General features: G+C 69.3%; 17 protein-coding genes. 6 read left to right on the forward strand and 11 right to left on the reverse strand.

The window, feature by feature from the left end; translation table 11 throughout:
* Positions 1-7: 7 nt before the first annotated feature.
* Entirely contained in the window at positions 8-2,542 is a 2,535-nt protein-coding gene (locus tag DL990_RS02015; protein WP_125797718.1) for an FtsX-like permease family protein, read from the reverse strand.
* Positions 2,542-3,300 carry an ABC transporter ATP-binding protein gene (locus tag DL990_RS02020; protein WP_125784790.1) on the reverse strand — a complete coding sequence of 253 codons (759 nt, stop codon included), beginning with the start codon at positions 3,298-3,300 and terminating at the stop codon, positions 2,542-2,544. Before DL990_RS02020 ends, DL990_RS02015 begins: the two co-directional genes overlap by 1 nt.
* Positions 3,301-3,438: 138 nt before the next feature.
* Here DL990_RS02020 and DL990_RS02025 point away from each other — a divergent pair, with 138 nt between their 5' ends.
* Entirely contained in the window at positions 3,439-4,026 is a 588-nt protein-coding gene (locus DL990_RS02025) for a dihydrofolate reductase family protein (protein WP_125784789.1), read from the forward strand.
* 21 nt (positions 4,027-4,047) lie between these two features.
* Here the strand turns inward: DL990_RS02025 and DL990_RS02030 are convergent, their stop codons facing one another.
* Complete coding sequence (locus tag DL990_RS02030; protein WP_125797719.1) at positions 4,048-4,815, reverse strand: SDR family oxidoreductase; 768 nt, start codon at positions 4,813-4,815, stop codon at positions 4,048-4,050.
* 121 nt (positions 4,816-4,936) lie between these two features.
* Here DL990_RS02030 and DL990_RS02035 point away from each other — a divergent pair, with 121 nt between their 5' ends.
* Positions 4,937-6,070: a hypothetical protein gene (locus tag DL990_RS02035; protein ID WP_125797720.1), complete on the forward strand. Its 1,134-nt coding sequence runs from the start codon at positions 4,937-4,939 to the stop codon at positions 6,068-6,070.
* A 3-nt stretch (positions 6,071-6,073) separates the two neighbouring features.
* On the opposite strand, the gene DL990_RS02040 is transcribed toward DL990_RS02035, so the two are convergent.
* The 4 genes from DL990_RS02040 to DL990_RS02055 form a co-directional block, all read right to left on the reverse strand.
* On the reverse strand, positions 6,074-6,784 hold the full coding sequence (locus DL990_RS02040) for a hypothetical protein (protein WP_125797721.1): 711 nt from the start codon (positions 6,782-6,784) through the stop codon (positions 6,074-6,076).
* Between the two features lie 202 nt (positions 6,785-6,986).
* Complete coding sequence (clpB, locus tag DL990_RS02045) at positions 6,987-9,584, reverse strand: ATP-dependent chaperone ClpB (RefSeq protein ID WP_125797722.1); 2,598 nt, start codon at positions 9,582-9,584, stop codon at positions 6,987-6,989.
* Positions 9,585-9,672: 88 nt separating this feature from the next.
* Positions 9,673-10,857, reverse strand: a complete 1,185-nt coding sequence (locus DL990_RS02050; protein ID WP_125797723.1) for an MFS transporter — start codon at positions 10,855-10,857, stop codon at positions 9,673-9,675.
* 75 nt (positions 10,858-10,932) lie between these two features.
* Positions 10,933-11,397, reverse strand: coding sequence for a MarR family winged helix-turn-helix transcriptional regulator (locus DL990_RS02055; RefSeq protein ID WP_125784783.1), 465 nt, complete (start codon positions 11,395-11,397; stop codon positions 10,933-10,935).
* Between the two features lie 270 nt (positions 11,398-11,667).
* Here DL990_RS02055 and DL990_RS02060 point away from each other — a divergent pair, with 270 nt between their 5' ends.
* The 4 genes from DL990_RS02060 (at position 11,668) to DL990_RS02075 (ending at position 15,938) form a co-directional block, all read left to right on the forward strand.
* Positions 11,668-12,873, forward strand: coding sequence for a globin domain-containing protein (locus DL990_RS02060; RefSeq protein ID WP_199746187.1), 1,206 nt, complete (start codon positions 11,668-11,670; stop codon positions 12,871-12,873).
* Positions 12,874-13,329: 456 nt separating this feature from the next.
* Positions 13,330-14,430, forward strand: coding sequence for a globin domain-containing protein (locus DL990_RS02065; protein ID WP_125797944.1), 1,101 nt, complete (start codon positions 13,330-13,332; stop codon positions 14,428-14,430).
* Positions 14,431-14,589: 159 nt separating this feature from the next.
* Positions 14,590-15,342 (forward strand): lytic polysaccharide monooxygenase, encoded by a 753-nt coding sequence (locus DL990_RS02070; protein ID WP_125797724.1) that lies wholly within the window; start codon positions 14,590-14,592, stop codon positions 15,340-15,342.
* Positions 15,339-15,938 carry a DUF305 domain-containing protein gene (locus tag DL990_RS02075; protein WP_125797725.1) on the forward strand — a complete coding sequence of 200 codons (600 nt, stop codon included), beginning with the start codon at positions 15,339-15,341 and terminating at the stop codon, positions 15,936-15,938. The genes DL990_RS02070 and DL990_RS02075 overlap by 4 nt, the downstream gene beginning before the upstream one ends.
* A gap of 238 nt (positions 15,939-16,176) precedes the next feature.
* Here the strand turns inward: DL990_RS02075 and DL990_RS02080 are convergent, their stop codons facing one another.
* From DL990_RS02080 to dnaK, 4 genes are read right to left on the reverse strand one after another with little or no spacing between them, the layout of a single operon-like run.
* Entirely contained in the window at positions 16,177-16,605 is a 429-nt protein-coding gene (locus DL990_RS02080) for a heat shock protein transcriptional repressor HspR (protein WP_125784780.1), read from the reverse strand.
* A gap of 5 nt (positions 16,606-16,610) precedes the next feature.
* Positions 16,611-17,786 (reverse strand): molecular chaperone DnaJ, encoded by a 1,176-nt coding sequence (gene dnaJ / locus DL990_RS02085; protein ID WP_125784779.1) that lies wholly within the window; start codon positions 17,784-17,786, stop codon positions 16,611-16,613.
* Between the two features lie 33 nt (positions 17,787-17,819).
* On the reverse strand, positions 17,820-18,596 hold the full coding sequence (grpE, locus tag DL990_RS02090; RefSeq protein ID WP_125797726.1) for a nucleotide exchange factor GrpE: 777 nt from the start codon (positions 18,594-18,596) through the stop codon (positions 17,820-17,822).
* Positions 18,593-20,470, reverse strand: coding sequence for a molecular chaperone DnaK (gene dnaK, locus DL990_RS02095; protein ID WP_125784777.1), 1,878 nt, complete (start codon positions 20,468-20,470; stop codon positions 18,593-18,595). Before dnaK ends, grpE begins: the two co-directional genes overlap by 4 nt.
* Positions 20,471-20,607 lie beyond the last annotated feature (137 nt).

A 20,607-nucleotide genomic window follows, 5' to 3' on the forward strand; every position in this document is an offset into this window, starting at 1 on the left:
AGTGCGCTCAGTCACTGCCGGACGTCGCGGCGTCCACGGCCTGCCCGCGGGTCGCCAGCCAGGCCGGGACCAGGGTCGCCACCAGCGCGAGCGCCGCGGCGAGCCCGATGATGGACAGGTAGATCAGCGGGGAGCCCATCGGCAGCAGGGAATCGGTCGCCACCAGGCAGAACGGGACGATCGAGCCCGCCGCCACGACGGTGCCGAGCACGATCCCGAGCAGCGCGACGAGCCCGCCTTCGTAGCCTGCCATCCGCAGCACCTGCGCCCTGGTCGAGCCGGTGAGCCGCTGGAGACCGAACTCGCGGCGCCGCCGCACCGTCGCCATCACCAGCGTGTTGGCCACCGAAATCACCGTGTAGGCGATGATCATCCCGACCAGCAGGTAGTTCACCCACGCGCCGACGGCCTGGTCCTTGGCGTGCGCCGCGACGAGCGCGTCCCGGTCGCCGACGGACACCGGCTGCCCGGCCGTCGCCTCGCGAAGCCGTTCGGTGAGCGCTGCCGGATCGACGTCCGGGGCCGCGCGGACCAGCATCTGCGGGGCGAGTCCGGCGGTGGTGTGCGGGGCCAGCAGCCCGGCAGGGAGCAGCAGGCTCTCGAAACCGGGGCGCTGGCTGGTCACCGCGACGACCTTGACGTCGACCGGGGTGCCGTCGCCGAGCCGCAGGCTCAGGTTGTCGCCGACACCGCGGCCGAAGTCCTTCGCGAAGACCTCGGGGAGCGCGACGGTCATCCCGGTCAACGCCTTCAGGTCGCCCTGGGTCACCTTGGTGTCGGTGGTCGCGGCCGCGCCGGAGGCGGTGAGACCGATCGCCGGACGGCCCTCGTCTGAGGAGTCGTACGGCTCCTCGAGGAACACGCTGCTGGTGACGTACTCGGACGCTCCGGCGACCCCGGGTACGGCCTGGATCCGCTGGACGAGGTCCGGGGACAGCCCGCCCGCCGCGGAAGCGATCACGGCGTCGGCGCGGACGTCTTCGGTGAACGCCTGGTTGGCCAGCTCCTGCTGGGTGGTCTGCAGGTAGATGTTCGCGGTCGCGATCCCGACGGCGAGCATGATCGGGGTGACCGCGCCGGCCGCCCGGACGATGCCGGCCCGGGTGTTGAGCACGGCGAGGTGCCCGGCGATCCCGCCGAACAGGCGCATCGGCCACCGCAGGATCGCCGTCATCACCTTGGCGACGCCGGGGGTGATCATCGCGACGCCGAGCGCCCAGAGGATCACCGCGGGTCCGGCGGTGCTGGCCGCGATCGGGCCGGTCATCACCGCGACGGTCACGATGGCCAGCGCGGTGCCGCCGCCGAAGCAGAGGACGGCGAACACGACCCGCGTCGGGGTCAGCCAGCGGCGGGTCACCGCGGCCTCGGCGAGCGCCTCGGTCGGCCGGATCTTCCCGGCGCGGCGGCCCGCGAAGAAGGCGGCGATGAAGACCGCGAGCATCGCGGCTCCCGCACCGACGACGGCGGGCAGCCAGCCTTGATAGAACCGCAGAACCCCGGGCACCACGCCGTTTTCGACGAGCTGCCCGAACAGCCACTCGCCGAGGAACGGGCCGAGGGCGGCGGCGAGCGCGGTGGCGAGCAGGCCGACGGCCAGCGCTTCGCCGAGCACCATGCGCCGGAGCTGGCGCGGGGTCGTGCCGATCGCCCGCATCAGCGCCAGTTCACGCGAACGCTGCTGGGTGGACAGACTGAGCGTGCTGGCCACGACGAACATCGCGACCATCACCGAAAGCCCACCGGACACCGCGGCGATGACGATCAGGTTCGCCCCGCTCGAATCGGCCTCGGGAAACTCCGCGACACCGCGGTCGATCCCGCTCAGGACGTTCGCCCCGGTCGCGACCTCGGCGACCTTCGCCTGCACCGCTTCGAGGTCGGCGCCCGGGTCGGTGAAGACGCCGATGACGTCGGCCTTGCCGGGGTACCCGGAGAGCCGGGCGGCGTCGGCGGCGGAGAAGAACATGGCGGCCTGCGTGATCGAACGCGGCGCACCGGCCACGCCCGACACCCGGAAGCCTTCGATTTCGCCGTGGGCGGCGACGTCGATCCGGTCGCCGGGTTTGAAGCCGGACGTCGACTCGACGAACTCCTCGACCGCGGCGGGCGCGGCCCCCTCGGCCAGCGTGTACGGGGTCAGCGCGGCGGAGTCCCAAGCGTGGCCGAGTGCGGGCTTGCCACCCGCCGCGACCGGGAAGCTCACTTCACCGACGACGTCCGAGACACCCGGGACGGACCGCAGCCGGGAAACCAGCCCGTCGTCGAGCCGGACACGCTCGGGGAGCCGCGCGTCCTCGAATTTGCGCTTGTCATCGGCGTCGAGGGAGGCGGGGTCCGCCTTGGGCAGCTCGAAGGTCTGGCCGCCGGTGACGACGATCGGCGCGGCGGCGAGGCGCTGGGGTTCCGCGTTGCCGCGGATCCCGGTCTCCATCAGGCCTCCGCAGGAGGCGACGATCAACGCGCCGAAGAAGACGGCGATGAAGGTGCCGATGAATCCGCCCTTGCGCAGGCGCAGGGTCCGGAAGGCGAGTCGCAGCATCACGCACCCGCCTTGACCTGGCTGCCCCAGGCACCCAGGTGGATCATGCGTTCGGCGACGACGTCCGCCGTCGGCGCGTGCAGTTCGTCCGCGATCCGGCCGTCGGCGAGGAAGATGACGCGGTCGGCGTAGGAGGCGGCCATCGGATCGTGGGTCACCATGATCACCGTCTGGCCGGTCGTCCGGACCGAATCGCGCAGCAGCGCGAGGACCTCGGCGGCGGTGCGGGTGTCGAGCGCGCCGGTCGGCTCGTCGGCGAAGACCACCGCGGGCCGGGTGACCAGCGCCCGCGCGATCGCGACGCGCTGCGCCTGCCCGCCGGACAGTTCGCCGGGAAAGTGCTTACGGCGGCCGGAAAGCCCGACCCGGGTCAGCATCTCCTCGACGACCCGGCGGTCCGGCTTGGCGCCGGCGAGCTGCTGCGGGAGCGTGACGTTCTGCTCGACCGTCAGCGCCGGAAGCAGGTTGAAGGCCTGGAAGATGAACCCGACCCGGTCGCGGCGCAGCTTCGTCAGCTTCGCCTCGTTCATCCCGGCCAGTTCCTGCCCGTCGAGTACGACGGACCCCGACGTCGGCCGGTCCAGCCCGGCCGCGCAGTGCAGGAAGGTGCTCTTGCCCGAGCCCGAGGGGCCCATCACCGCGGTGAAACCGCCGCGCGGGAACGCCAGCGTCACCCCGTCCAGGGCGACGACGCCCTTGCCGTATTCCTTGCGGACGCCGTCGAGCCGGACCGCGTCACCGTTCCACCCAGTGTTCATGGGGAAAACCCTAGGAATTCCCGGCCGGACACACCCTGGTGCGAACGTGCGTCTCCTTGGTAGGGCGGGCCCTACCGAACCCGGACGGCAAAGGCCGCACAGGCATACTCGGGTGAAATCACGAAAGGATCTTTCTGCATGCGGAAGCTCGTGTACTACGTCGCCACCACCCTCGACGGTTTCATCGCGGGCCCCGACGGCGCCGACCCCACCGGACCCGACGGGTTCTGGCCGATTCCGGCGGACTACCTGGAGTACCTGATCGCGGAGTACCCGGAGACGCTGCCCGGCCCCGCCCGCGCGGCGATGAACGTCACGGCGGAGGGCACGCACTTCGACACCGTGCTCGAAGGACGGCGCAGCTACGAAATCGGGCTGAAGGCGGGCGTCCCCGACGCCTTCCCCCACCTTCGTCACCTGGTCTTCTCCCGGACGCTCGCCGAGAGCCCGGCCCCCGCCGTGGAACTGGTCGCCGACGACCCCATCGGCAAGGTGCGGGAGCTCAAGCAGGAAGACGGCAAGGACATCTGGCTCATCGGCGGCGCCGAACTGGCGGGCGCGCTCTACCCGGAGATCGACCAGCTCGTGCTGAAGATGGCAACGCTGACGATCGGCACGGGGATCCCGCTCTTCTCCCGCAACGCCGCCTTCGACCCACGCGTCTGGAAGCTCACCGGGCACAAGCTGCTCGACAGCGGCGCGGCCTTCGTCACTTACACGCGTTGATCCGGCGGCAAGGGCCGCGCCTCAGGTGCGGCCCTTGCCCCCGAAACCGCCGCCGAGCTTCCGCAGCACCGCGCGCGGCAGCAGTCCGCCGACCGCGACGATCGCCTTGTACTGCAGGCTCGGCACCGAGATCACCTTGCCGCGGCGCAGATCCGCGAGTGCCTCGTCCACGACCTGCTCGACACGGAGCCAGAACGCTTTGGGCCCTGGCTTGTCCAGGCCCGCTCGCTGGTGGAACTCGGTGACGGTGAACCCGGGGCAGAGCGCCATCATGCGGATGTTCTTCGGCAGCGAGGCCGCGATGCCCTCGGTGAACGAGGTGACCCAGTTCTTGCTGGCCGTGTACGTGGAACCGCGGCCGCTGAAGAAGCCCGCGACCGAGCTGACGTTGATGATCGCGCCTTCGCCGCGGTCGATCATCCCCGGCAGCGCCGCGCGGGTGAGCCGCAGGACGGCGGTGACGTTGACGTCGAGCTGACGTTGCAGCGCGTCCGGCGGGATGGTCCAGAAATCGCCGTTGAGCCCGAAGCCCGCGTTGTTCACCAGTAGGTCCACCGGCGCTTCGGCCAGCCGTGTCTCGACCAGCGCACGTCCGTCCACTTCGGACAGATCGGCGGGCAGGACGACGACGTCGACGCCGTGCGCATCGACCAGTTCCGCGGCGAAGCTCTCCAGCCGGTCGACGTCGCGGGCGACGAGCACGAGGTCGTACGCCTCGGCGGCGAGCCTGCGCGCGAACTGCGCGCCGATGCCGGCGGTGGCGCCGGTGATCAGTGCGGTCGGTGTCATGTCGCCGAACCTACTCCTCGGTCGGGTTCGGCGGAGAGTGTCTGAAGGGGCGAGTGTGGGGGTCACCCACCGTGGGGATTTGACGTGCAACCGCTCAAGTCGGGAAGTATCGTCCGGCCCCATGGGGAAGCACAGCAGGCGCAAGCCGGGCTACCTGCCCAAAGTCGCGGCCGGCGCGGCGCCGCTGGCCTTGTTGTTCGCCGGTCCGGCCGGCGCACTCGCCGCCCAGACCGATCCGTCGATCCCGCTTCCACTCGATCACCAGCGCGAAGGCACCCTCGATCGCGGTGTCGGCTTCACCAGCGAAGGCGACACATCCGTCTTCCGCGGCTTCCTGACCAACACCGAACGGAACGTCTTCAGCAAGGACGTCGGCGACGTCAAAACCATCGCGGACGTCCGCCGATCGGTGAGCGAGACCGTCGAGACCCGCGACGGTGTCACGGCCAGTCCGGACAAGGTCGGCGTGCTCGCCGCAGCGAAGACCGCCGAAGCCGCCAAGCAAGGCCAGCGGGAAGCGGTGAAGCTCGACCGCTACGGCAGTGTCGTCGCCGGGAACGAGACAGAACTCGAGCGGACCGGCACCCGGCTGACCGAGGCCACGCTCGACCCGCGCACCGGCGTCCCCACCCTTGTTTCCGAGGACAGCCGCGGTCTCCGCGCGGCCGAGGGGACCTATCACGCCGTCCGCCCGCTGCCCGGAGTCGGCGTGATCAACGAGACGGAACAGCACGTCGGCGGCGGCCTCGACCGGGCCATGCGGCTCGACGGCGGCTTCTCCGGTGACCTCGGCGGCGTGCTGGAGGCGGGCCGGTCTTCCGGGCACGCCGTCGACGTCGGCGAACTCGCCGCCGTCGGGACGACGTCGGCGCAGCACGGCAACGGCCGGTTCAAGGGTCTCCTGCCGCTGGACGTCGGCTCCGGCACCGGCTTCGGCCAGGAACACGCTCTCGGCGGCACCATCGGCCCGTCGTCCGGGCTGGTGACCACCGGAGAGGACCTGGAACTGGCACAGCATGGCGCCGGCATCACCGGGGCCGGTTCGCACCGGATCAGCGGAGACCTCGGAATCGGCGACGTGGCGTCCGCCCGCGGCACCACGACGACGACCTTGCGCGGAGTTCTGCCGACCACGGATCCCGCACAGGCGGGACGGGTGACGCAGTCCGGGACGCTCGATCTGACCGTGCTCGGTCAGTCGTGGCACACCGGCGCGACCGCCGGAGCGCTCCCGTTGGAACTCGAGCGGGCCTAGCGCCTAGCCCTGCGGCTCGATGTCGTCGGCGGCCTCGGCCTGCCAGTGGCGCCCCGGGGTCGAGGCGTTGTCGTACTCCTCGTCGAACGGGTCGACGATGTCGGCGATCTCGCCGAGGTCGCGCAGCAGCCGCTCGAGCCTCGACGGCCCGGCGTTGGGGGCGACGCTCGCGAGCACCCACTCGTTCTCCAGCCACGCCACGCCGACGTCGCCACCGAGTGAATCGGCCGCGTCGACGAGGTCCTGCGTGATCACCTTGCGGGCGCCCTCGGAGTCGTCGGCGAAGGCGTAGCGCTGGCCGATCGGGCCGAGCATCTCGGGCATGTCCTGGCGCTGGAACGGCACACTGGACAGCCACATCTCCAGCGGCACCTCGTGCACACGGTTGCACCGGACGGCGACCACGACCGCCGGGATCTGGCCCTCGGTCTCGATGTCGAAGATGAAGACCGGGCGCCGCCCGTCGGAGGTGAAGGTGGACCCGGCCACGACGTTGACCGCCAGCTGCGCGCCGAAGTACCCGATCGCGCCGTTGGACCACTGCCGCGGCAGCCGCTCGTCCTCTTCGACGAACTGCCAGCCGCGCAGCTCGGCCCAGCGCATTCGCTCGCGATTGCGCGAGCCCTCCTTCGCCCGGTCGGCCGCGAGCAGCGCCAGCCCCGCCACCAAGGCGACGGCGGCGATGACGAACCAGATCCACGCCGGAATACCCACGCCGGTCAGGGTATCCCCCTGCCCTCACCGGATGTGATCGCCGGGCGCCGTGTCGCGCCACCCCTTTCGGTGCCGCGCCCCGAAGACAGGGTGAAACGTCGACAAATCGCCGTGTCGCCAATGCAATGAAGGGGCCTTTCATCGCAAATTTTGCAATGAAAGGCCCCTTCATCTCAGCCGGCGGGTGACCGACCGGCCCGCGTCAGTCCACCCGGGTGACCGTGAGCGCGTCCGACGCCTCCTGGGCCGGGATGTCGACCCGGACCGTGTCGCCGTCCCGGATCTCACCGGCCAGCAACTGTTTCGCCAGCTTGTCGCCGATCGCCGACTGCACCAGCCGCCGCAGCGGCCGCGCGCCGTAGATCGGGTCGAAGCCGTTCAGCGCGAGCCACTCGCGTGCTCCGGCGGTGACGTCGAGCGTCAGGCGACGCCGCGAAAGCCGGGTGGCGAGCCGGTCGATCTGGATGTCCACAATGGACGTCAGCTCGTCGGTGCCGAGCGCGTGGAAGACCACGATGTCGTCCAGCCGGTTCAGGAACTCCGGTTTGAACTGCCGCTGCACCACCGACATCACCGCGTCGTTGCGCTGACGCTCGTCGAGCGCCGGGTCGGCGATGGCCTGCGAACCGAGGTTCGAGGTCAGCACCAGGATCGTGTTGCGGAAGTCCACCGTGCGGCCCTGGCCGTCGGTGAGCCGTCCGTCGTCGAGCACCTGCAGGAGCACGTCGAACACGTCCGGGTGCGCCTTCTCGACCTCGTCCAGCAGCACCACCGAATACGGGCGCCTGCGCACCGACTCGGTCAGCTGCCCGCCCTGGTCGTAGCCGACGTAGCCCGGAGGCGCCCCGACCAAGCGCGCCACCGAATGCTTCTCGGCGTACTCGCTCATGTCGATCCGCAGCATCGCGCGCTCGTCGTCGAACAGGAACTCGGCCAGCGCCTTCGCCAGCTCGGTCTTGCCGACGCCGGTCGGGCCGAGGAACAGGAACGAACCGGTCGGCCGGTCGGGGTCGGCGACGCCCGCCCGGGTGCGGCGCACCGCGTCCGAAACGACCTGCACGGCCTCCTTCTGCCCGACGACGCGTTTGCCGAGCTCCTCCTCCATCCGGAGCAGCTTGCCCGTCTCGCCCTCCAGCAGCCGTCCGGCCGGGATACCGGTCCACGCGCTGACCACGTCCGCGACGTCGTCCGCGCCGACCTCTTCCTTGAGCATGACGTTCTGCTGGCTGACCTCGCTGGCGGCGATCGCGGCCTCGAACTCCTTCTCCAGCGCGGGAATCCGGCCGTAGCGGAGTTCGGCGGCCTTGCCGAGGTCGCCGTCGCGTTCGGCGCGTTCGGACTCGCCGCGCAGCTGCTCCAGCTGCCCCTTGAGGTCGCGGACGCGTTCGATCGAGCCCTTTTCGTTCTGCCAGCGCGCCGTCAGCGCGGTCAGCGTCTCGCGCTTTTCGGCCAGCTCCGAGCGCAGCACGGCGAGCCGGTCCTTGGAGGCAGCGTCGTCCTCTTTGGACAGTGCCATCTCCTCGATCTCCATCCGCCGCACGGCGCGCTCGACCTCGTCGATCTCGACCGGCCGCGAGTCGATCTCCATACGGAGCTTCGACGCGGCCTCGTCGACCAGGTCGATCGCCTTGTCCGGCAGGAACCTGGCGGTGATGTAGCGGTCGGACAGGGTCGCGGCGGCGACCAGCGCGGCGTCGGTGATGCGCACCCCGTGGTGCACCTCGTACCGCTCCTTGAGCCCGCGCAGGATGCCGATGGTGTCCTCTGTGGACGGTTCGCCGACCAGCACCTGCTGGAAGCGCCGCTCCAGCGCGGCGTCCTTCTCGATGTGCTGCCGATACTCGTCGAGCGTGGTCGCGCCGACCATCCGCAGCTCACCGCGGGCGAGCATCGGCTTGATCATGTTGCCCGCGTCCATCGCTCCCTCGCCGGTCGCGCCGGCGCCGACGATGGTGTGCAGCTCGTCGATGAAGGTGACGACCTCGCCCGCGGAGTCGGTGATCTCCTTGAGCACGGCCTTCAGCCGCTCTTCGAACTCGCCGCGGAACTTGGCCCCGGCGACCATCGAGCCGAGGTCCAGCGCCACCACTCGCTTGCCGCGCAGCGATTCCGGCACGTCACCGGCGACGATGCGCTGGGCGAGCCCTTCGACGATGGCCGTCTTGCCGACACCGGGTTCGCCGATGAGCACCGGGTTGTTCTTGGTGCGGCGCGAGAGCACCTGCACCACGCGGCGGATCTCGGTGTCGCGGCCGATCACCGGGTCCAGCTCGCCGGCGCGGGCGCGTTCGGTCAGGTCGACGCCGTACTTCTCCAGCGCTTTGAAGGTGCTCTCCGGATCCGGGCTGGTGATCCGCGCGGAGCCGCGCACCTTGGCGAACGCGTCACGCAACGCGTCCGGGGTGGCGCCGTGCCGTTTGAGCAGGTCGGCCACCGGACCGCCCTCGGTGGCGAGGCCGACGAGGAGATGCTCCGTCGAGACGTACTCGTCGCCGAGTTCGGTCGCGAGCTTCTGCGCGTGCGTCAGCGCCTTGACCGCGTGCGCGTCGAACTGCGGGCTCGACACGGTCGCGCCGGTCGCCGACGGCAGCGCCGCGATCAGCGGCTCCAGCTCCTTGTGCACCTGCTCCGGATCGGCCCCGACCGCGGTCAGCAGCGGTGCGGTGAGCCCCTCACCCTGCGCCAGCAGGGCGCCGAGCAGATGCGCGGCCGCCACGTGCGGGTTGCCCGCCATCGTGGCCGCCTGCGCCGCCGACGAGATCGCCTGCTGGGTCTTCGTGGTCGGGTTGAAAGCGTCCATCCCTCACCTCGTACTAGGTCCTGCGAAAGTCCGTCGACCGGTACAACGTCAACAAAGTTGAGTCTGTTCCGCTCAACTTGAGAAAAGTTCAGCCTCCGGTCGGCGAGACGGCCTCCGCGGGCAGACGCGGGCCCACCCGGCCGAGGCCGACGACGGCCGTGCAGGCGCACGCGGCCACGAGCACCCACGGGATCCAGAGTGCCACGGAGAACAGCGCGACGACGGCCGGAGCGATCACCGCGGCGAGCGTGAACGCGTACTGGAACGCCGCCAGATACCGGCCCCGCGCCTCCGGCGGCGCCGCGGCTTCGGCCAGCGCCCCGGATCGCGCACCGAACGCGAGATCGCCGGCGGCCAGCACGAGGGTCGCGCCGAGCAGGTAAACCGGCTGGAAGACCTTCGGTACGAACACCACCAGGAGGCACGCCAGGCACCACACCGCGAACAACGCCGAGCCCGCGCGCATCGCGGCGATCCGGGTCAGCCTCCGGGTGAGCCGCAAACCGACGACTCCACCCAGACTGGTGACGACGGTGAGCAGCGCGATGATCGCGCCGGGAAGCCATCGCGGGCCCTGCAGGGCGTTGAAGATGTACACCGGCATCCCGATGAGGAAGAAGTCCATCGTGAGCGCGAAGAGTCCGCTGAACACGATGAGCGCCAGGTACGGGCGGTTCCGCCAGACCCGCGCGGGCCCGGAGAGCCGGGGCAGGTGCCGCGGGACCGGCGCGACCAGCGTCGAGAGGATGGCCGCTGCGACGACGAAGGTCGCGACGTCGACCATCACGGCGACGTACAAGCCGTCGCGCCCGATCCAGACCAGCAGTCCGGCCGCCGCGAGCCCGCCCAGCCCGAAGCCCGCGGAGCGGACCATCGCGGCTTCGGCGAACGGCCGGTCCTTCGGCCCTTCGCCCGCGACGTCGGCGATGAGCGAGAACTGGGAGCTGTAGAACAGCTGCTGCCCGGCCGCGAGCATGACGGACGCGCCGACGACCCCGGCGAAACCGTCGGCCACCAGGAAAGCGCTCGCTCCGGCGGCCTGGAGAACATGGGAGCAGATCATCACCGTCCGCGGGCCGATCAGATCGACGAGGCGCCCGGCGAGCGCGGGCACGAGCAGACCGGCGAGCGCACCGAGAGTGACCGCGGCCCCCGCCTGGGCGAGGGGCAAACCCACCACACGGATGACGAAGACCAACCCGAGCGGAAGGAAAAGTCCCGAGCCGAAGTTGTCGATTCCCAAGGCGACCAGCAACGCGACCCTGCTCCGCACAACATCGACGCTACCGGCGTGACAGCCAGGCGAAAGGTCCGTTCAGTCAAGACCGGCGGGTAGTAACGGCACCCGTCAGACGTCGCACGTCCGCACCGACAAGGCCGTGCGAAGGTCGGCGTTCATCTCGGCGAGGCGAGTGGTCAGGCCGAGGACCTTTTCGTCGTCCCAATCACCCAGCGCACGCTCCATGAACTCCAGATAACCGGCCCGCCTGCGGCCCAGTTCCTCGTGTCCGCGTTCGGAGATGCTGATGATCGACGCGCGGCCGTCCTCGGGCGCGGGGCGGCGGTCGACCATCCCCGCCGCGGACAGCTGGGAGATTTGACGGCTTACGACCGAAAGGTCCACAAAGCGTCGTTTGGCCAATTCCGAAGGGCGCGCCTCGCCGTGCTTCGCCAGGTCCGACAACAGCATCGCGGCCGCCGGATGCAGACCGGGGTCGTCCTGCCAGGCCTGCATGATCCAGGCGTGCTGCAGCTGGGAGGCGGCTTTCAACTCACGCATCAATTCGACCCTGGCGTCGTCTGCGGAGCTCATCTGTGCCTCCCGGCTACTTGTACAGTACAACTTTATTCGGCGACGCTTGCGTAAGACAACTGTTTACCTCGTGAGATCCCCCACTGCCGACCGGTTTCGAGTACACCCGTCCGGAGCAACGATGCAGGCAAAAAGGCTCTAGGCGGCTAGTCTCGCGAGCGAGCCGGAACCAGCCGACCGGCCCGAAAGCCACTGACCGGAGAGGTGAATGACCCGTGAATTCTTCTCCAGTGGACCCTCGTTCGTGAACCTGGGGAACTGTCTTCCGGTATGCGCTTCCCGATCAGCGACTCCCAGCCCGTGACGGCCGACGCGGTCAGCCCGGTGCCGCGTTCCTCGGCACCGAGGGAAGCCCCGCCCGCGGTCACCGCGATGGTGCGGCTCATCCGGGACACCTGGGCGAAGTCGGAGCCCTTCATCCCGGAGATCTCCCAGTTCTTCTACGGGATGCTGTTCACCCTCGCGCCCGCCACCCGCGACTTCTTCCCGATCAACATGGAGGTCCAGCGCGGCAGGCTGGTGCGCGCGCTGGTCCACATCGTGCAGATGGTCGACCGGCCGGACGACCTGGTGCCGTTCCTGACCCAGCTCGGCCGTGACCACCGCAAGTTCGGCGTCATCCCCCGGCATTACGAGGCCGTCGGCACCGCGCTGCTCGCCTCGCTCAAGAACCACCTGGGTCCGGACTGGACACCGGAGGTCGAGCGAGCCTGGGCGGAGGCCTTCACCATCGTCGCCCGCGCGATGCAGGAGGCCGCCGCGGCCGACGTGAACCCGGCGTCCTGGTCGGCGACCGTACTCGAGCACCGGCGGCTCACCTGGGATCTCGCCCTGGTCCGCGTCCAGCCCGAATTCCCGGTGCCGTACCAGCCCGGTCAGTACATGAGCGTCGAAGTCCCGCAGCGGCCGAGGCTCTGGCGCTATCTGTCGCCGGCGAACGCGCCGCGCGAAGACGGCGGCATCGAGTTCCACGTGCGCGCGGTCGACGGCGGCTGGGTGTCCCGCGCGATCGTGAGCCACACGCAGCCGGGCGACGTCTGGCGGCTGGGGCCGCCGCTCGGCAGGCTTTCGATCGACCGCACCGACGGCCGCGGCGTCCTGATGATCGCGGGCGGCACCGGCGTCGCGCCGCTGCGCGCCATTCTCGACGACCTCGCGCAATGGGGCGAGAACCCGAAGGTCCAGTTGTTCTACGGCGGACCGTCGCGTGAGGACCTTTACGACCTCGACGAGTTGCGCGCCCTCGCGGCCACCAACCCCTGGCTCACCGTGACCCCGGTGGTCGAGCGCGGCGAGGAAGCCCCGGGTTGTGTCCAGGGCACGCTCGCGGAAGCCGTTACACAGCAAGGGTCCTGGCCAGGGCACCGTATCCTCGTCGCCGGTTCGCCCGCGATGATCCGGGCGACGGTGTCCCGGATGCTGGTCGCGGGCAGCGCGCTCGACCAGATCGCGTACGACCCCTTCACCATCGACTAGGCGCTGTCGAAACCGTTTCCACAATGGTGGATCAGTCGCCGGACTCGTGTCGTTACGTGACGCGGTAATCACGGAGAAAAGCCACCCGATCGGCGGATCACGCGTGGCCGTCGAACTGGCGAAAACCACTGGTGAGCAAGGGAAACCCCGCCTGCTTGATCACCTTTACTTAGTGCCAGACGGTGTTGACCGCGCGTATATCGTTTGCTCCGTTCGAGCGGGAAACAACCATTCGCGGATCCTTTTTCGACTTCCGGGCATACAGTCGGGAACCCTCGGGGGAACACGAGCAAGATGACATCGGGTCTGGAGAATATGCCCGATCCAACTGGAGAAAATCGTTCACCCATGACTGCCGAAACAGTGAAATACGAGCATCCACCGAGTTCGTCGAGATCCTCGCCGATTCCCGTTCCGCCACTGGTCGAAACACCCGCGGCGGACAAGACCGTCCGGATGGCCGAGCTCATCCGGGAAAGTTTCGCCACCGTCGAAACGAAGGCAGAGGAGCTGTCCCAGTACTTTTACGGGGCGCTCTTCACTGTCGCACCGGACGCGCGGGCGTTGTTCCCGATCAACATGGCCACCCAGCGAAATCGTTTGCTGCGCGCGCTCGTCTACGTCGTACAGATGGTGGACCGGCCCGACGAGCTGGCCACTTTCCTCGGCCAGCTCGGCCGGGACCATCGGAAGTTCGACGTCCTGGGCCGCCATTACGACGCCGTCGGTGTCGCGCTGATCGCCGCGCTGAAAAGATTCTTGAAGGACGACTGGACGCCCGAGGTGGAAGACGCCTGGGTCACCGCGTACGGCGTCATATCGAAGAGCATGCGCGAGGCCGCGGGCAAGGAGGTCGGGCCCGCGTGGTGGAAGGCGACCGTCGTCGAGCACCGGCTCGCCTCCCGCGACGTCGCCGTCATCAAGGTGCGCACGGACCAGCCGCTCCCGTACCGGGCCGGCGGCTACGTCAGCGTCGAAGTCCCGCAGCGCCCGCGGATGTGGCGCTACTTCTCGCCCGCCACCGCACCGCACGACGACGGGACGATGGAGTTCCACGTGCACGCCGTGCGCGGCGGCTGGGTCTCGCGCGCGATCGTCCACCACACCCGGCCCGGCGACGTCTGGCGTATCGGCCCGTCGCTCGGCGCGCTTTCGGTGCACCACACGGAAAGCCGTCCGCTGCTGATGGTCGGCGGCGGCACCGGTGTCGCGCCGCTGCTCGCCCTGCTCGACGACATGTCGCGCTGGAGGAACAATCCGCCGGTGCACCTGTTTTTCGGCGGCCGGAAGCCGGAAGACCTCTACGCCCTCGACGAGCTCCGCGGGCTGGCCGTCACCTGCCCTTGGCTGACGGTGACCCCGGTGACCGAGGAAGGCACCATCACCGGCGGTGACCGCGGCACGCTGGCCACGGCGGTCACGCAGCGCGACGGCTGGAAGGACCGCGACGTCTACGTCGCCGGGTCGCCTTCGATGATCCGCGCGACGATCGCGAAACTGCTCGCCGCCGGCACGGATCTGGCGCGGATCAAATACGACCCCTTCACCCTGGACTGAGCGGGCACTCCGTTCGTATTAGGCCGATCGGCCGTACCACTTGGGCTCGACGCAGCAGTAGGTCAGTGAATCATTGACCGCGGTCACCGGCGGATTTATGGTCTAGACCACATTGCTCCCCATCACGGGAACACCGTCGTTCCATCCCCAGGAGCCGGCATGACCGTCAAAAGCAAGCTCGTGGCAGCCGCCGCCGGTGCGATCCTCGCCCCGATCGCCATCGTCGCCATCCCCCAGGCGGCCAGCGCCCACGGCTACGTGCTGTCCCCGCCCAGCCGCCAGGCGAACTGTGCCCAGGGCAAGGTTTCCGGCTGCGGTGCCATCGTCTACGAACCCCAGAGCGTCGAAGGCCCCAAGGGGCTCCGCAGCTGCAACGGCGGCCTTCCCGGATTCGCCGAGCTCAACGACGAATCGAAGCCGTGGCCCGCCGCCTCGGTCGGCAACAGCGTGACCTTCAACTGGAAGTTCACCGCCTACCACCGGACCACGAACTACGAGTACTACATCGGCGGCACCAAGATCGCCGACATCAGCGGGAACAACTCCGCGCCGAAGGACCCGACGTCGCACACCGTGAGCCTGAACGGCTTCAGCGGCCGCCAGAAGGTGCTCGCCATCTGGAACATCGCGGACACGCCGATGGCCTTTTACAGCTGCATCGACCTGCAGATCGGCGGCGGCAACCCGCCCACCACGAGCAACCCGCCGACCACCAGCAACCCGCCCACGACGGCGAACCCGCCGACCAGCACCAGCAACCCGCCCGCCGGCGGCACCTGGGCGGCCGGGACGGCCTACGCGGTCGGCAGCACGGTGACCTACGGCGGCGCGACCTATCGCTGCCAGCTGGCGCACACCGCGCTCCAGGGCTGGGAACCGCCGAACACCCCCGCGCTGTGGACCCGGCAGTGAAGCTGGCCCTCGTTCTCGTCGCCGGTCTCGTGGCCCTCGCGGGCTGCGGGACCGGCGATGGCTCACCGACCACCGCCGGCGGCCCGATCTCCCCGGTCCCCCAATCGGCCGCCGCGGCGTCCGCCGAGTACAACGACGCCGACGTGATGTTCCTGCAGATGATGATCGCCCACAACAACCAGGGCGTGGAGATCGTCAAGCTGGTGAAGGCCAAGCAGGCGCAGAAGCAGGAGCTCAAGGATCTCGCGGCCGCCATCGAGGCGACGCAGCTGACCGAGAGCACCGAAATGCGGAACTGGCTGAAGGGCTGGGGCAAACCCGAGACGGGTTCGGCCGATCCGCACGCGCACCACCATCACGGTGGCGACGGGCTCACGGACAAGGGACTGCTCGAAGCACTGTCCAAAAAGGATGGTTCGGAGTTCACCCTCGACTTCGCCGACATCTTCGTCGCGCACCAGCACAACGGGGTCGCGCTCGCGAGGACCGAACTGAAGGACGGCAAGAACCCGCAGGCGAAGGCGCTGGCCCAGCGGATCATGGACTCGCGCACCGGCGAGGTCCAGCAGATCCGGACCCTCGTCCCCGGCCAATAACGCAATTAGTCACCTACTTGCGAGCTTTCCGCCACCGGTTTCGCGTGATCGAAGCCGTAACTCGCGTGCTTGAAGCCGTCATTCGCGTGACTGGAGCCGTAACTCGTGAGTTACGGCTCCAATCACGTGAGTTACGGCTTCAGTCACGTGAGTTACGGCTTCAGTCACGTGAGTTACGGCTTCAGTCACGTGAGTTACGGCTCCAGTCACGTCGTCGACTCACGCCGCATTCAGGTGACTAATTGCGGCGTTTGGGCTTCCAGACGACCAGGGCCGTCTGCTGCCGCAGCGGGACGAGGTCCTTGCGGTAGGAGGCGTGCACGGCCGCGGCCGTCTGTTCGGCGGTGAGGTACGCCGCAGTGAGCTCTTCGGTCAGTTCGGCGATGCGCGCCCGGAGGGCGTCGACCTGGTTTTCCAGCTCGATGATCCGCTTGATGCCCGCGAGGTTGACACCGTCCTCTTGGGACAGTCGCTGCACTTCGCGCAGCAACGCGATGTCCCGCATCGAGTAACGCCGTCCACCGCCGGAGGTCCGGCCCGGCGACACGAGACCCTGGCGGTCGTAGGACCGCAGGGTCTGCGCGTGCAGGCCGGACAGCTGCGCCGCCACCGAAATGACGAACACCGGCGTCTCCTCGTCCGCACCGTGCGGCAACCCGCCGAACATCGCGCTCACCTGCCTTCGAGAAGTTCGGTGATCTCCGGTCGTGGATCGTGGTCGGCCATGGCCTCGGCGTAGGCCTCCAGCGCTTCACGCGCCTTGTCGTCCAATTTCGCCGGGATGGCCGCCTGCAGGGTGACCAGCAGGTCGCCCTGCGAGCCGTCACGCTTCGCGATTCCCTTGCCGCGCACGCGAAGCACCCGGCCGCTCGCCGTACCTTGCGGCACCTTCAGCGACACCTTGCCCTCCAGCGTCGGCACGGTGATCGTGCCGCCGAGGGCCAGTTCCGCGAAGGACACCGGCACGGCGATCGTCAGGTCGAGGCCCTGGCGCCCGAACAACGCGTGCGGTGCGACGTGCACGCGGACGTACAGATCGCCCGGCTGCGCGCCGCCTCGGCCCGGTTCGCCCTGGCCCGCCAGGCGGATCCGCTGGTCGTCGGCGACGCCCGGCGGGATCCGCACGGTCAGCGTGCGGGTGCGGGTGCTGATGCCCTCGCCCGCGCATTCCGGGCAGGGGTCGTCGATGATCGTGCCGCGGCCGCGGCAGTCGCGGCACGGCTCGGAGAACGCGAACGCGCCCTGGCTCCGGCTGACCAGCCCGCTGCCCTGACAGGTCGAACACGTCCTCGGGGAGGTCCCCGGCTTCGCGCCGTTCCCGCCGCAGGTGGAGCAGGTCGCCGGGCTCGACAGCCGCAGCGGCAGGGTCGCGCCCTTGACCGCCTCGGTGAAGTCGATCCGGACGTCGGTCTCCACGTCCGAGCCGCGCTGCGGCCGGTTCGCGGTGGCACCGGCCGCCCCGCCGCGGCGGCCGAAGAGACCGCCGAGGATGTCGCCGAGGCCGCCGAAACCGCCCTGCTGCTGGCCTGCCTGGCCGAAGATGTCGCCGACGTCGAAACCGCCGCTGCCACCGCCGCCGCCCGGGAAGCCGAAGCCGCCGGGACCGCCGGAGCCGAAGAGGCGGCGAGCCTCGTCGTACTCCTTGCGCTTGGCCGTGTCGGACAGTACGCCGTACGCCTCGGAGACCGCCTTGAACTTCTTCTCGGCCTCCGCGTTGCCCGCGTTGGCGTCGGGGTGGTTCTCCTTGGCCAGCTTGCGATAGGCCTTCTTGATCTCGTCCGCGGTGGCGTCGGAGGAGACGCCCAGCTCACGGTAGAAGTCCTTACCGATCCATTCCCGTGCACTCACCGAACGTCTCCTCCTTTCACGCCGTATCGCCGATCAGCGGTTGTTCTCATCGAAAAGTTCGCCCTCGAGCGGCAGCTCGCCGCCGACGGGCGGGTCCACCGGGGCGTCCTGCGCCGCCGCGGCGGGTGCTGGAGCGGCACCCGGCTCGTGGTCGGTGACCCCGACCAGCGCCGCGCGCAGCACGCGTTCGCCGAAGCGGTAACCGCGGCGCATGACCGTGGTGACCGTCGGCCCGGCGACATCCGGCGACGTGCTGTGCTGGACGGCCTCGTGCACGCTCGGGTCGAAGGGCTCGCCCTCCGCGCCGAACGGCTCGAGCCCCGACCGCTGCAGGCTCCCGACCAGCTTCTCGCCGACCGCCTTGAAGGCGCCCGTCAGATCGCCGTGCTGCTCCGCGCGCTCGAGGTCGTCGAGCAGCGGGAGCAGGTCACCGACGACCGACGCCTTCGCGCCGGCGACGACCTGCTCGCGGTCACGGTCGACGCGCTTGCGGTAGTTGGCGTACTCCGCCTGGAGGCGCTGGAGGTCGGCGGTGCGTTCCGCCAGCTCCTTCTCCAGCCCGGTCGCCACCGACACCGAGTCGTCCACAATGGACTCCCCGAGGCCGGGGCCCGCGTGTGCCGCGGGCTCCGGCTCCGTCGGGACAGCCTGCTCTTCGGCGGGAGCGGCGTGCTTCGGACCGTCCTTGGGTTCGGCCTCCGGGGCGGCCGAGCGGACCTCACCGGTCAGCGGATCGATCCGCCTGCGGTCCCGCACGACCACCGGTTCGTCCGGGCCCCGGCCCTCGGTTTCGTCGTAGCGTCCCGTCACTTCTTGTCCTTCTCGTCCTCTTCGACGATCTCGGCGTCGACGACGTCGTCGGCCTTGGCCTGCGAACCGGTGCCCGCACCCGCGGTCCCGGTCGCGCCTTCACCGGCGGCGGCCTCATCGGCGGCGTTGCCGGCCGCGTTGGCGTAGAGCGCGGTGCCCAGCTCCTGCGAAGCGGTGTTCAGCTTCTCGATGGACTCGCGGATCTTCGCCGAGTCGGTGCCCTTGAGCGCCTCGTTGGCCTCGTCGATCGCGGACTTCACCTTGCCCTTGAGCTCGTCGGGCAGCTTGTCCTCATTGTCCTTGACGAACTTCTCGGTCTGGTAGACCAGCGTCTCCGCCTGGTTGCGGGTCTCCGCCTCCTCGCGGCGCTGCTTGTCCTCCTCGGCGTGCGCCTCGGCGTCCTTGACCATGCGCTCGATGTCGTCCTTCGGCAGCGCGGAGCCACCGGTGATCGTCATCGACTGCTCCTTGTTCGTGCCGAGATCCTTCGCGAGGACGTGCACGATGCCGTTGGCGTCGATGTCGAAGGTGACCTCGATCTGCGGCACGCCACGCGGGGCGGGCGGGAGACCGGTCAGCTCGAACATGCCGAGCTTCTTGTTGTGCGCCGCGATCTCGCGCTCACCCTGGAACACCTGGATCTGCACCGACGGCTGGTTGTCGTCCGCGGTGGAGAAGATCTCCGAACGCTTGGTCGGGATCGTGGTGTTGCGCTCGATGAGCTTGGTGAACACGCCACCCTTGGTCTCGATGCCCAGCGAAAGCGGGGTCACGTCGAGCAGCAGGACGTCCTTGACCTCACCCTTGAGCACACCGGCCTGGAGCGCGGCGCCGACGGCGACGACCTCGTCCGGGTTGACGCCCTTGTTCGGCTCGCGGCCGCCGGTCAGCTCCTTGACCAGGTCCGACACGGCGGGCATGCGGGTGGAACCACCCACGAGCACGACGTGGTCGATGTCGCCGACGGCGACGCCGGCGTCACGGATGACGTTGTTGAACGGCTTGCGGGTGCGCTCGAGCAGGTCCGAGGTGATCTTCTGGAACTCGGCGCGGGAGAGCTGCTCGTCGAGGAACAGCGGGTTCTTGTCCGCGTCCACGGTGATGTACGGCAGGTTGATACCCGCCGAGTTGGAGCTGGAGAGCTCGATCTTCGCCTTCTCGGCGGCCTCACGGATGCGCTGGAGCGCCATCTTGTCCTTGGTGAGGTCGATGCCGTTGGACGACTTGAACTTGTCGACCAGCCAGGTGACGATCCGCTCGTCCCAGTCGTCACCGCCGAGGTGGTTGTCACCGGAGGTCGCGCGGACCTCGACGACACCCTCGCCGATCTCCAGCAGCGAGACGTCGAACGTACCGCCACCGAGGTCGAAGACCAGGATGGTCTGTTCCTTCTCGCCCTTGTCCAGGCCGTACGCCAGCGCCGCCGCGGTGGGCTCGTTGACGATGCGGAGCACGTTCAGGCCGGCGATCTGCCCGGCCTCCTTGGTGGCCTGCCGCTGCGCGTCCTCGAAGTAGGCGGGGACGGTGATGACCGCGTCGGTGATGGTCTCGCCGAGGTACGCCTCGGCGTCGCGCTTGAGCTTCATCAGCACGCGGGCGCTGATCTCCTGCGAGGTGTACGCCTTGCCGTCGATCTCGGTCTTCCAGTCGGTACCGACGTGCCGCTTGACCGACCGGATGGTGCGGTCGACGTTCGTCACGGCCTGGTTCTTCGCCGGCTGGCCGGTCAGCACTTCGCCGTTCTTGGCGAAGGCGACGATGGACGGGGTGGTGCGTGAACCTTCCGAGTTGGCGATGACCGTCGGCTCGCCGCCCTCAAGGACAGCGACGACCGAGTTGGTCGTGCCGAGGTCGATGCCGACCGCTCGCGCCATGGTGTGATCCTCCTGCTAGTTTCGTGACCTGCACGTTCTCGCCCACCTTGAGCGGGCTCAACGCAAGTTGTATCGGGCCGGTGCGGCTTCCGTCAAGCCGGACTTGAGCCGACCGCACTCAACCTTGTATCCGGCTC

It is taken from the genome of Amycolatopsis sp. WAC 01416, from assembly GCF_003947485.1.
Classification (GTDB): domain Bacteria; phylum Actinomycetota; class Actinomycetes; order Mycobacteriales; family Pseudonocardiaceae; genus Amycolatopsis.